Source organism: Flavobacterium fragile, from assembly GCF_023634865.1.
Lineage (GTDB): Bacteria > Bacteroidota > Bacteroidia > Flavobacteriales > Flavobacteriaceae > Flavobacterium > Flavobacterium fragile.
The window spans coordinates 284,502-297,438 of sequence record NZ_JAMLJN010000001.1; the positions used below are offsets into that span (position 1 = coordinate 284,502).

At 33.3% G+C, this 12,937-nt stretch carries 13 protein-coding genes and 1 tRNA gene; 8 read left to right on the top strand and 6 right to left on the bottom strand.

What is annotated here, in order from left to right:
• The first annotated feature begins 8 nt into the window (after positions 1 to 8).
• The 5 genes from ftsA (at position 9) to NAT47_RS01385 (ending at position 4,676) form a co-directional block, all read left to right on the top strand.
• A complete protein-coding gene (gene ftsA, locus NAT47_RS01365; RefSeq protein WP_250579625.1) occupies positions 9 to 1,385 on the top strand; it encodes a cell division protein FtsA in 1,377 nt (458 codons plus the stop codon).
• 11 nt (positions 1,386 to 1,396) lie between these two features.
• Entirely contained in the window at positions 1,397 to 3,379 is a 1,983-nt protein-coding gene (gene ftsZ / locus NAT47_RS01370; RefSeq protein ID WP_250579627.1) for a cell division protein FtsZ, read from the top strand.
• Between the two features lie 103 nt (positions 3,380 to 3,482).
• Entirely contained in the window at positions 3,483 to 3,932 is a 450-nt protein-coding gene (locus tag NAT47_RS01375; protein WP_250579629.1) for a GatB/YqeY domain-containing protein, read from the top strand.
• Positions 3,933 to 3,992: 60 nt separating this feature from the next.
• Positions 3,993 to 4,066, top strand: a tRNA-Arg gene (locus NAT47_RS01380).
• Between the two features lie 190 nt (positions 4,067 to 4,256).
• Positions 4,257 to 4,676, top strand: a complete 420-nt coding sequence (locus NAT47_RS01385; RefSeq protein ID WP_250579631.1) for a CBS domain-containing protein — start codon at positions 4,257 to 4,259, stop codon at positions 4,674 to 4,676.
• 40 nt (positions 4,677 to 4,716) lie between these two features.
• Here the strand turns inward: NAT47_RS01385 and rpe are convergent, their stop codons facing one another.
• The 6 genes from rpe to NAT47_RS01415 all read right to left on the bottom strand — a co-directional run bounded on the left by rpe (position 4,717) and on the right by NAT47_RS01415 (position 11,027).
• Positions 4,717 to 5,376, bottom strand: coding sequence for a ribulose-phosphate 3-epimerase (rpe, locus tag NAT47_RS01390; RefSeq protein WP_250579633.1), 660 nt, complete (start codon positions 5,374 to 5,376; stop codon positions 4,717 to 4,719).
• 207 nt (positions 5,377 to 5,583) lie between these two features.
• The gene (locus NAT47_RS01395; protein WP_014389330.1) at positions 5,584 to 6,447 is read right to left on the bottom strand and encodes a sigma-70 family RNA polymerase sigma factor; all 864 of its coding nucleotides are present in this window, start codon (positions 6,445 to 6,447) and stop codon (positions 5,584 to 5,586) included.
• A 140-nt stretch (positions 6,448 to 6,587) separates the two neighbouring features.
• Positions 6,588 to 8,756, bottom strand: coding sequence for a polyribonucleotide nucleotidyltransferase (locus tag NAT47_RS01400; RefSeq protein WP_250579635.1), 2,169 nt, complete (start codon positions 8,754 to 8,756; stop codon positions 6,588 to 6,590).
• Between the two features lie 134 nt (positions 8,757 to 8,890).
• Positions 8,891 to 9,160: a 30S ribosomal protein S15 gene (gene rpsO, locus NAT47_RS01405; protein ID WP_231843136.1), complete on the bottom strand. Its 270-nt coding sequence runs from the start codon at positions 9,158 to 9,160 to the stop codon at positions 8,891 to 8,893.
• Positions 9,161 to 9,277: 117 nt separating this feature from the next.
• Entirely contained in the window at positions 9,278 to 10,504 is a 1,227-nt protein-coding gene (locus NAT47_RS01410) for a cation:proton antiporter (RefSeq protein ID WP_250579637.1), read from the bottom strand.
• 67 nt (positions 10,505 to 10,571) lie between these two features.
• Complete coding sequence (locus NAT47_RS01415) at positions 10,572 to 11,027, bottom strand: GAF domain-containing protein (protein WP_250579639.1); 456 nt, start codon at positions 11,025 to 11,027, stop codon at positions 10,572 to 10,574.
• On the opposite strand from NAT47_RS01415, the gene xrtF reads away from it, so the two are divergent.
• The 3 genes from xrtF to NAT47_RS01430 are packed head-to-tail and all read left to right on the top strand — an operon-like array spanning position 10,972 to position 12,930.
• Positions 10,972 to 11,655 (top strand): exosortase family protein XrtF, encoded by a 684-nt coding sequence (gene xrtF / locus NAT47_RS01420; protein WP_250579640.1) that lies wholly within the window; start codon positions 10,972 to 10,974, stop codon positions 11,653 to 11,655. The genes NAT47_RS01415 and xrtF overlap by 56 nt on opposite strands.
• Complete coding sequence (locus NAT47_RS01425; protein WP_408610579.1) at positions 11,630 to 12,073, top strand: exosortase F system-associated membrane protein; 444 nt, start codon at positions 11,630 to 11,632, stop codon at positions 12,071 to 12,073. Before xrtF ends, NAT47_RS01425 begins: the two co-directional genes overlap by 26 nt.
• Positions 12,074 to 12,105: 32 nt before the next feature.
• Complete coding sequence (locus tag NAT47_RS01430; protein WP_250579642.1) at positions 12,106 to 12,930, top strand: restriction endonuclease; 825 nt, start codon at positions 12,106 to 12,108, stop codon at positions 12,928 to 12,930.
• Positions 12,931 to 12,937: the final 7 nt, after the last annotated feature.

Consider the following 12,937-nt stretch of genomic DNA (forward strand, 5'->3'; position numbering starts at 1 on the left):
TTTAAGTTATGAACAAAGACAACATTGCAGTAGGATTAGATATCGGTACCACAAAAATTGTGGCAATGATAGGGAAGAAGAATGAATACGGTAAACTTGAGATCCTTGGAGTAGGTCAATCAAAAAGCTTAGGTGTTCACAGAGGTGTTGTAAACAATATTACACAAACCATTCAGTCGATTCAGCAAGCAGTAACTGAAGCTGAAAATAAATCGGGTTATAAAATAAATGATGTAGTTGTTGGTATTGCAGGACAACACATCCGTAGTATTCAACACAGTGATTACATCAGTCGTCCTAATCCAGAAGAGGTAATAGGAGATTCGGATATCGATGCTTTAATTGGTCAAGTACATAAGTTGGCCATGTTGCCAGGAGAAGAAATTATTCATGTGTTGCCTCAAGAATTCAAAATCGACGGCCAAGCTGAAATTAAAGAGCCTATTGGAATGTATGGAGGAAGGCTTGAGTCAAGTTTTCATGTTGTAGTAGGACAAGCGGCTTCTATTCGTAATTTAGGAAGATGTATTAAAAGTGCCGGATTAGAATTATCTGGTTTAACTTTAGAACCATTAGCTTCTGCAGATGCGGTGTTAAGTCAAGAAGAAAAAGAAGCAGGTGTTGCTTTGATTGATATAGGAGGTGGAACTACTGATTTAGCTATTTTTAAAGATGGTATCATTCGTCACACTGCTGTAATTCCTTTCGGGGGTAATGTGATTACGGAAGATATCAAAGAAGGATGTTCCATTATTGAAAAACAAGCGGAGTTATTAAAAACACGTTTTGGTTCGGCTTGGCCTGGTGAAAACAAAGACAATGAAATTGTTTCAATTCCAGGATTAAGAGGAAGAGAACCAAAAGAAATTTCGTTGAAAAACTTATCAAAAATTATTCATGCGAGAGTGGTGGAAATTATTGAGCAAGTTTATGCCGAAATTAAATTATATGGGCACGAAGATCCAAAGAAAAAATTGATTGCAGGTATTGTATTAACAGGTGGAGGAGCCGAGTTAAAGCATATCAAGCAGTTAGTAGAATACATAACAGGCATGGATACTAGAATTGGATATCCTAACGAACATTTAGCTGGTGATTCAGACGAAGAATTATCGAGCCCATTGTATGCTACGGCGGTAGGTTTAGTAATGAATAGTATTAGAAATAATACCAAAAGTGCTACTCCACTAGTAGAATTGAAAAAAGAAGAACCGGTAAAAGTTCGTCCTCAAGTTGTGGTTGAAGAGCCTATTATTGAGGAAGAAAAAGAGGAGCCAAAAGTTACTCAACCTATCAAACACGAAACAACAGATGATAAAATCAAACGTTCGTTTTTTGATAAATATATTGATAAGATTAAAGAATTTTTAGATAACGCAGAATAAAAGGAGATACTATGTCAGAATTTGGAAACATTTCATTCGATTTACCGAAAAACCAATCTAATGTAATTAAAGTGATTGGTGTAGGTGGTGGAGGTAGCAACGCCATTAACCACATGTTTAAACAAGGTATTAAAGGTGTTGATTTTGTAGTTTGTAATACCGATTCTCAGGCATTACAAAATAGTCCTGTGCCAAATAAAATTCAGTTAGGTGTTAGCTTAACAGAAGGTTTAGGTGCGGGTGCTAATCCTGAGGTAGGGCAACAATCTGCTATTGAAAGTATTGCCGAAATTGAAAAAATGTTGGACAGCAACACCAAAATGGTTTTCATCACAGCCGGAATGGGCGGAGGAACAGGTACGGGTGCTGCTCCTGTAATTGCGCAATTAGCAAAAGAGCGCGACATCTTAACCGTAGGTATAGTTACAATTCCTTTCCAATTTGAAGGGAAAGTTCGCTCTGAGCAGGCGTTAGCCGGAGTAGAACGTTTACGTAAACAAGTAGATTCTTTAGTTGTTATCAATAATAATAAATTACGTGAAGTGTATGGAAACTTAGGTTTCAAAGCAGGTTTCTCTAAAGCAGATGAAGTGTTATCTACTGCGTCAAGAGGAATTGCTGAAGTAATTACGCATCACTACACTCAGAATATCGACCTTAAAGATGCTAAAACTGTATTGTCTAACAGTGGTACTGCTATCATGGGTTCTGCAACTGCGTCTGGACCAGATAGAGCAAAACAGGCGATAATGAGCGCTTTAGATTCTCCTTTATTAAACGATAATAAAATTACAGGTGCTAAAAACGTATTGTTATTAATCGTATCAGGAACTGACGAAGCAAATGAAATCACAATTGATGAAATCGGTGAAATCAATGATTTTATTCAATCAGAAGCAGGTTACAATGCCAACATCATCATGGGCGTTGGAGAAGAAGAAGCTTTAGGAGAAGCTATTTCGGTAACGGTTATTGCTACGGGTTTTAATGTAGAACAACAAGCAGAGATTGTAAATTCAGCACCAACAAAAATCATCCATACTTTAGGCGATGAACAAAAAATGGTTCATGAGTTATTAAATAAAACAGCTTTTAACGTAACTATTAATAATCCCATTTTTGAATCACCAAAAGCAGAAGAAGTTAAGGCAGATATTATAAATCCAATTAGCGATAGAGTAGAAGAGCAAAAAATAGTTTTTACTTTAGAGGATGAAGTGGAAGCGCCAAATTTTGAAATTCATACACCTATTGCTCCAGCAATGGATTTAGTCCCAACATCAGAATTGATAAAAAATATTGATGTTCAATTTGAGGTAATTGCACCAAGTGTGGCACCTTCATTTGAAATTATAACTCCTCAAATTAGAGAAATCGAAGTAAAGGATCCTGAATTTGTGGTGGCTAAAGAAGAAGTAACATTTTCTTTGGATTTATTTGCTCAGAAAGAAGAAATTAAAGAAGTTGCTCAAAATACAATCGTTTTTGATTTATCACCGGAAACTCGACAAATGGAAGTAAAAGATCCAATCAATGTAGTTCCAGTTACAGAAGTAAATCAAAATGGAATTATCAAATATTCCTTAGAAGATTACTTGGAGAAAGAAAACGAATTGGCAAATTCTAAACCAGTTGAATTAGTGAATGAACCAGTGGATGAGGAATTAAACTTCACAATGAAAACGAACGTTCAAAAATTTGAAGACGAAATAAAATTAGATAATGTTTCTCCTTTAGAAATGTCAATTGAAGATACATTAAAGTTTAGAGCGGAAGAACGTAAAAGAAAAATGAAGGAATTCAATCATAAATTCAACAATAATGCACAAATTGATGAATTTGAAAGAGTTCCAGCTTACAAAAGAATGGGATTTGATGTGACGTCTACACCAAATACAAACAGCAATCAGTCTAGAATGTCTTTAGGAACAGATAGTAATGATGATATTCAATTACGATCTAATAATTCGTTCCTTCACGATAATGTAGATTAATCTATTACAAACTAACCTAACCCGAAACCCGAAGAGCAATTTTCGGGTTTTTTTATTACTTTTGCGATGCATTAGTAAAAGAACAAACTGTAAACGTAAATATATGAGTTTAGAAGTAAAAATCATGGATCAAATGAAAGAGGCCATGAAAGCAAAAGATAGCGTGGCTTTAGAAGCATTAAGAGCAATTAAATCGGCAATTATTTTGGCTAAAACAGAAGCTGGAGCAACTGATAGTTTAACAGAAGAGCAAGAAATAAAAATGTTACAGCGTTTGGTTAAAATGCGCAAGGATAGTGCTGAAATATTCACAAAACAAAATCGTCCTGATTTAGCGGAACCAGAATTAGCACAAATAGCTGTTATTGAAAAATTCTTACCAGCCCAATTGTCAGAAGAAGAAGTAGAAGCAATCATTTCTAAAATCATTGCAGAAACAGGAGCTTCAGGAATTGCTTCAATGGGAAAAGTTATGGGCTTGGCTACGGCAAAAATCGGAGGACAAGCCGAAGGAAAAGTAATTTCTGGAATTGTAAAAAAATTATTAGTATAAAAATATTAGTGAATAGTAATTAGCGAATCACTAGTTATTATTCACTTATTAACAATAATAGGCTGCGTAGTTCAACTGGATAGAATATCAGATTTCGGCTCTGAGGGTTGGGGGTTCGAATCCCTTCGCGGTCACAATAAAATATCTAGCACCAAGTAATCTTGTCTCCTGACGAATTTAGATTACAATTTCCTTCTATCTTTTTGAAGATGATCAATTTTAATGAAAAATATTTTCATTTAGCTAACAAATTAGTTATCTGATATATATCATGTTTTCATTTTAAATTATTAGTTAACTTTATACTAATAAATAGTCAAGATCATGAAACAAAAGGTTCCAGTGTCAACAATAATGACCAAAAATGTAGTAAAGTTAAATTTATCAGATGATTTAACTAAAGCTGAGATATTATTTAAAAAGCATCATATCAGACACATTCCTGTTGTTTACAGTAATAAAATAGTGGGAATGTTAAGTTACACAGATTTATTACGAATCTCCTTTGCTGACGCTATTGACGACGACGAAGATGTAGTAGATACAACCGTTTATAACATGTTTACGGTAGAGCAAGTAATGGCGAAAAAGCTAGTTTCTATTTCTCCTGATACCACAATTAAAGAAGCTGCTGAAATTTTAGCTAAAAGGGAATTCCATGCGCTTCCAGTTTGTGAAGGGGAATTGCTGGTAGGGATTATAACTACAACCGATTTAATAAAATATTTAATCGATCAATATTAAAAGTAAAAGCCTAACATTTGTGTGTTAGGCTTTTTTTGAGTTATTTAGTAATCTGTTTTAAATCTGCTATAGTTGCTATTGGATCTTGAGCTCCAAAAACGTAGCTACCCGCTACTAAAACATCGGCACCAGCATCAGCTAATTGTTTTGCGTTTTTATTGGTTACACCACCATCAATTTCAATTAGAGTAGTAGCGTTTTTTCTATTGATTAATGCTTTTAGCTTTTCTACTTTTAAATAGGTGTTTTCAATAAATGATTGTCCTCCAAAACCAGGATTTACACTCATAATACAAACCAAATCAATATCCTGAATCACATCTTCTAACAAATCTACATTAGTATGAGGGTTTAACGCTACACCTGCTTTCATTCCTTCGGCTTTAATCGCTTGAAGCGTTCGGTGTAAATGCGTACAAGCTTCGTAATGTACTGTTAAAATATCCGCTCCTAATTTTTTGAATGTAGAAATGTATCGATCAGGATCAACAATCATCAAATGCACATCAATTGTTTTTTTAGCGTGTTTGTTGATGGCATCTAGAACAGGCATTCCAAACGAAATATTCGGAACAAAAACGCCATCCATAATGTCAATGTGAAACCAATCGGCCTCACTAGCATTAATCATTTCAATGTCACGTTGTAAGTTAGCAAAATCAGCTGCCAAAACTGATGGAGCAATAAGTGTGTTTTTCATAAACTTGTAAAGTGTGTGTTGTTAAGTGCAAATGTACAATATTTAAAATATTTCAACATTCAAAATTCTAAGTTGAATATTCAAAATTTTGAAATTGTGTAAAAAATAAAACTCCGGTAATCAGCCGGAGTTTCAATCATCAATCAAAAAACGAACAGTCTTAGACTGTTGTTATCTTTACAGTGTCACACTGAGCTTGTCGAAGTGTTATCCTAAATATGTCTTTAATATTTTACTTCTAGAAGTATGTTTTAATCTTCTAATTGCTTTTTCTTTAATTTGACGTACACGCTCACGAGTTAAATCAAAAGTTTCTCCAATTTCTTCTAAAGTCATTGGGTGTTGATCACCTAAACCAAAATACAAACGAACAACATCGGCTTCTCTTGGAGTTAAAGTTTCTAATGCCCTTTCGATTTCAGTTTGTAACGATTCGTGAATTAATTCTCTATCTGGATTAGGAGATTCACCAGAACGTAAAACGTCGTATAAGTTTGAATCTTCACCTTCCACTAAAGGAGCATCCATTGATAAGTGACGACCCGAGTTTTTCATTGACTCTTTTACGTCATTTACCGTCATATCTAATTCTTTTGCAATTTCTTCTGCCGAAGGAGCACGTTCATTAGATTGCTCTAACAAGGCATACATCTTGTTGATTTTATTTATAGAACCAATTTTATTCAATGGTAAACGAACAATACGAGACTGTTCTGCCAAAGCTTGAAGAATTGATTGACGAATCCACCAAACTGCGTATGAAATAAATTTGAAACCACGCGTTTCATCGAAACGTTGCGCAGCTTTGATTAATCCTAAATTTCCTTCGTTAATTAAATCAGGAAGTGTAAGTCCTTGATTTTGATATTGTTTTGCTACTGAAACTACGAAACGTAAATTAGCTTTTGTTAATTTCTCTAAGGCACGTTGATCTCCGGCTTTAATTCTTTGTGCTAATTCTACTTCTTCGTCAGCAGTAATAAGGTCAACTTTTCCAATTTCTTGTAGGTACTTGTCTAAGGAAGCAGTTTCACGATTGGTAACCTGCTTGGTAATTTTAAGTTGTCTCATCTAAATTTCTCCTTACTTTTTAAAAGTTCTGGTTGTTATACGTAACAGGTTTCAAAAAAGTTACAAAGAAATAAAATAAAATTCAAAAGCCCCAATTTTAAATTAAAATCGGGGCTTTTTATGAATTAACGTAAACTAAATTAACCTTGAGGTTTATCTTTTTTCTCGATAGGTTTCTCTTCTCTTGGAGGTCTAGGTAAAAGTGCTTTTCTTGACACTTTTTCTTTACGTGTTTTAGGATCAACACCTAAGTATTTTACCATAAACACATCTCCCATATTTACTACATCAGTAACATTTTCAGTTCTTTCCCAAGCCAACTCAGATACGTGTAATAAAACTTCGTTTCCTGGTGCTTGTGTGTATTCTACAACAGCTCCAAAATCTAACATTTTAATAACTTTCACTTCATAAGCTTCTCCTACAACTGGTTTGAAAATGATTGAGTCAATTTTAGCTAAAACAGTTGCAATTCCTTCTGGACTTGTTCCTAAGATTTCAACTACACCTTGTTCATCTACTTCGTTGATTACGATAGTAGTTCCCGTAGCTTTTTGTAATTCTTGAATTACTTTTCCACCAGGGCCAATTAAAGCTCCAATGAATGCTCCAGGAATAGTTCTGGTGATGATTTTTGGTGCTTTTGGTTTTACTTCAGGTCTTGGTGTTGCAATAGTTTCAGTGATTTTTCCTAAAATATGCATACGACCATCTCTTGCCTGACCTAAAGCTTGTTCCATAATGTCATAACGTAAACCATCGATTTTGATATCCATCTGACAAGCGGTAATACCATCAGCAGTTCCGGTTACTTTAAAGTCCATATCCCCTAAGTGATCTTCATCACCTAAGATATCTGATAATACTGCGAATTTCTCACCATCTGTGATTAATCCCATAGCAATACCAGAAACTGGTTTTACCATTTGAACTCCAGCATCCATTAATGCCATTGTACCCGCACAAACTGTTGCCATTGAAGAAGAACCGTTAGATTCTAATACTTCAGAAACAACACGAATGGTATAAGGACAATCTGCAGGAATCATATTTTTTAAAGCACGTTGTGCTAAATTTCCGTGACCTACTTCTCTTCTTGAAGTTCCTCTTAAAGGTTTTGCTTCACCCGTTGAGAAAGGAGGGAAGTTATAATGTAAATAGAATTTCTCTTCACCTTGTTCAGACGGAGAGTCTATTTGATTAGCTTCTCTTGAAGTTCCTAAAGTAACAGTAGCTAAAGCTTGAGTTTCTCCACGTGTAAATAAAGCAGAACCATGTACAGAAGGTAAATAATCGGTTTCGCACCAAATGGGTCTAATTTCAGTTGTTTTTCTTCCGTCTAAACGAATTCCTTTTTCTAAAATTACGTTACGAACCGCTGTTTTTTGAACTTTATAGTTGTATTTGCTTACTAATTCTGCTAAATCTGGGTTTTCAGCGTATTCTTCTTCTGTGAATAAAGCCTTAACCTCTTCTTTAATAGCTGCAAATTTTTCACCTCTTTCACTTTTTGCTGATGCTTCCTGAGCAATTGCATAGTATTTGTTGTAAGAAGCAGCTTTTACTTTTTCATAAATAGCTTCATCTTCTTTTTCACCTTCATATTCTCTGTAAGCAGGAGAACCTACAGCAGCTCTTAATCGCTCTTGTGCTTGAATTTGAATTTTGATAGCTTCATGAGCAAATTTGATAGCTTCTACCATTTCGTGCTCTGAAATCTCTTTCATTTCTCCTTCTACCATCGCAACAGAATCCATAGAAGCTCCAATCATCATGTCGATGTCTGATTGCTCTAATTCTTCTCTGCTTGGGTTAATAACAAATTTACCGTCGATACGTGCAACACGAACCTCAGAAATTAAGTTATAAAAAGGAATATCTGAAACTGCTAATGCTGCAGAAGCTGCTAATCCAGCTAATGCGTCAGGCATAACATTTTCGTCGTGACTCATTAATTGAATCATTACTTGTGTTTCAGCGTGGTAATCGTCTGGGAAAAGTGGACGCAATACACGGTCTACTAATCTCATAGTTAAAACTTCGCTATCACTTGGACGCGCTTCTCTTTTGAAAAAACCTCCAGGAAAACGACCTGCTGCTGCGAATTTCTCGCGGTAATCTACTGTTAAAGGTAGGAAATCTACCCCAGGATTGGCAGTACGGGCTGATACAGCAGTAGCTAATAGCATGGCATCGCCCATACGAACCACGACAGAACCATCTGCTTGTTTGGCTAATTTTCCAGTTTCGATTGAAATGCTTCTTCCATCTCCTAAATCGATTGTTTCTTGGAATACTTTTGGAATCATAAAATTTTAATTCTTAATTAAACAAAGGGTCAGTTGTGTTGTTGTGTGTGTAGTTGTTTGTAACCCAATGAAAAACCAAACTTTTTCTGTCAATATAAACAAAACAAAAAGGGGCACGAAGCCCCTTTAGTTGATTATTTTCTAATACCTAATTCTTTAATAATCTCACGATATCTGTTGATATCTTTCTTTTTTAAGTAGTCAAGAAGACTTCTTCTTTTACCTACTAATTTCACTAACGAACGCTCTGTGTTGAAATCATGACGATTTGCTTTTAAGTGCCCGGTTAAGTGGTTAATTCTAAATGTAAACAAAGCGATTTGCCCTTCAGCAGATCCAGTGTTTTCTGCTTTTCCTCCGTGTTTAGCGAAGATTTCTGATTTAACTTCTTTAGTTAAGTACATGCTAATATTGTATTAAATGATTATTATGTATGAATTGCGTTAACAATTCGGTTGCAAAGGTACTCTTATTTTTTTAATACACAAGTAATCTAACTTATTTTTAAAAAGCGAGTTAAATTATTTATCTATAGAGACAAATGCTCTTTTTAATAAGAAAGGTGTTGCTAATGTGGTAATTAACCCCATAATAACTAACATCGAAAAGATTTCAGTATTGATAATTCCAGCTTTGTAGGCAATGTTTGCAATTACTAATTCCATAATACCTCTAGCATTTAATCCAAAACCTAATGCAAGTGAAATTTTATGATCTAAACGAGCAAAACGCCCACCAACATATCCGCCAATAATTTTTGATAAAAATGAAACCGCAATTATGGCAAATAATAGGGGATAATTTTGAATAGATGAAAACTGAAATTCTAACCCAATTCCGGCAAAAAAGATTGGAGCTAAAAATCCCATCGCCATACTATTTGTGGTGTTGTGAAATGTGTTTAAATGTTTTTCACCAACTAATTCTTTTGAAATTAGCATAGAAGCAAAAAAAGCTCCAATTATAAAATGCAATCCAATGCTTTCTGTAATTGTAGCAAAAATCAAAATAAACACAAAGAAAACAGCAAAAAGAGATTCTTTTCCTTTTAATACCGAAAGTATTTTGTTTAGTTTATTTTCAATAAAATTTTCTTCTCTTGAAAAATTTCGAATAACGCGATAAGTGGCAACTACCAAAATTAAGAAACAACTTAGTTTTAAAAGTGTTAATAAAGTAGCATTCGTGATATTGGAAAATGTTTGTTCAACATCTTTTATATCTAATAAAATTCCCAAAATGGTTAGTGCAATAACATCATCAAAAATGGCAACCGAAATAATTTTTTGTCCCACAGGTGAATTTAATTTACCTAAATCCATTAGAATTCGTATACTAACAGGTAAAGCGGTAATAGCAACACATAATCCAATAAAAATGGTTGACATTACATCTAACTCAAAATATCTTCCAACAAAAAATCCAGAAACTATAGGAACAAAAAAGGCTAAAATTGAAATAACAATATTTCGACCTTTCAACGATTTTACAATATCATCTAAATTGATTTCTAACCCCGCAATGATGACCAATAAGAAAACCCCCAATTCAGAAATTACTTTTAACTCTTCAGTACGATGTATGAAATTTAAAATGGTTGGACCTAAAAGAACACCAGCTAAAATTTCACCAATCATAGCAGGTTGTTTAAAACGTTCCATAATTTCGCCAAAAAATCGAGCTAAAACCAATAGTAACAATAAATTGGCGAAAAAAGGAAGTTCTAAGCTAGGTACATTAAATCCCATATTCAGTTGTTGAAACTGTTAAAAATGATAGCAAATGTATTAAAAAGTGATAAGTCTTTTCAAAAACTTAAAATAATTTCGCTACTTGCTCGTTTACAAACTCCAAAAAGCGTTCATCTGCTTCAGTGAAAGGGTCTAAAACGTGAGAATCGATATCAATTTGTCCAATGTTAATTCCGTTTACAAATAGAGGAACTACAATTTCTGATTTAACCGTTAAACTACAAGCAATGTAATTATCCTGAGCTTTTACATCTGGAACAACAAAATTAGCATTAGATTCTGCCACTTGTCCGCAAATTCCTTTTCCAAATGGAATTACTGTGTGGTCTGTTTCGGCACCCACATATGGTCCTAAATGCAAAGTTTTGGTTTCATGATTGGCAAAATAAAATCCAACCCAATTGTAATAGCTTACGTTGTCGCTCAGTAATTGGCAAATTTCTTTTAGTTTTTCATCACGAGAAATGGTTTCTTTCTCAATAATACCAGAGATAACAGGTTTTAATTCTTCAAATGTCATAACTTTTTTTTTGCAAAAGTATTTATTCTTCTTAATTAAAAAATCTATATTTTTGTTAAAAATCTATACTTTGAAAAATATTGTAAGTCAAAACAAACCTTTTTTTAAATTCTTAATTAAGTTTTTACTTTTTTACATTGTTTTAACTTTTATTTATAAGGTGTTTCTTTTTCAATATAATGTTGAGAAAAATGAAATTGATTTTTTTACCGAGCAAGTGGCTAATCAAACATTTGAATTTATGAAGATTTTTTCAAATGAAGTCAGAACTGCTGATAATCTTCGGGAGCCATCTGTTAATTTTTATTACAAGGAACGTTTAATTTCGAGAATTATTGAAGGTTGCAATGCAATTAGTGTGATGATTTTGTTTGCTTCGTTTGTTTTTGCATTTTCATCACATTGGAAAAAAACTATCCTTTATATTACATTGGGAATTTTTATTATCCATGTACTAAATGTGGTTAGGATTGGCTTATTAACATTCGCACTTTACTACTGTCCTAGTCAAAAAGAATTACTCCATGATATTGTTTTTCCATTATTTATCTACGGAGTTGTTTTTGTATTATGGATTTTATGGGTAACTAAATTTTCAGGTTATGGTAAAACAACTTCTGCAAAATAAGAAGAAACTTATGTTTCTATTATTTGGTTTGCTTGGGCTTATTTCTGTTCGACTTTTTGAGAATGAGTTGTTTTATGATCCTTTTTTATTTTTTTTTAAATCTGAATTTCAAAAGAAACCGCTTCCTGAAATCAACTATTTCTTACTTTTTATAAATTTGTTTTTTAGGTTTGTGCTCAACACTTTTTTCTCGTTAATTATCATTTACGTTTTCTTTAATGATATAAAAATTGTTCGTTTTGCTGCTTGTCTGTTTCTCATAATATCGATACTGCTATTAGTTGTATTTTTCGGAATCTTATATTTTTTAAATCAGCCTGATTATTTGGTTTTATTTTACATAAGAAGATTCTTAATTCAACCTTTGTTGTTAATTCTTTTTATTCCTGCTTTTTATTATCAAAAGATAAGTCGTTAATTTTTTTGTATCTTTAACTAAATATATGCAGTATGAAGGTTACAAAATTTTCTGGCGAACTCGTACACTATGATGCTCAAAAACTAATCAATTCTTTACGAAAGTCGGGAGCGGATCAGGCTGTAGCGGAGACTATTGTGAAAGCAATTGAAGGTGAAATGTATGAAGGAATTTCTTCAAAACGAATTTATAAACGTGCTTATCAGTTATTAAAAAATATTTCAAATGTTCATGCTGCACGCTATAATCTTAGAACGGGGTTATTAGGACTAGGACCAGCAGGTTTTTTCTTCGAAAAGTTTATTTCCAAATTAATGCAAGAACAAAATTTTAAAACTAAAGTTAGCGTTATGCTTAATGGAAACTGTATTTCTCATGAAATCGATGTTTTGCTTCTTAAAAATGATGAGGTCACCATGATCGAATGTAAATTTCACTCTAGCCAAGATGCTAAAAGTGATGTAAAAGTTCCGATGTATATTTTATCCCGATTTAATGATGTAAAGGATAGAAAATATGATTTGTTTTCGAATAAAAGAATGATTTCAAAATGTATTATTGCGACCAATAACAAATTTACCACCGATGCAATTCAATTCGGAGAATGTTCAGGTTTGAATATGTTGAGTTGGGATTATCCACAAAAAAATGGCATTAAAGAATTAGTTGATAAATTTCGAATATATCCAGTAACATGTTTGACTACTCTAACAAAAGCGGAAAAAGATCAATTGCTTATCTTAGATTGTATTACTATTAAGGATTTAATTCTGCATCCCGATTATCTGAAAACCATCGAGTTAAGCCACAATAGAATTAAAAACGTATTAAAAGAGGCAAATCAATTAAGAAATTAAAAATAAA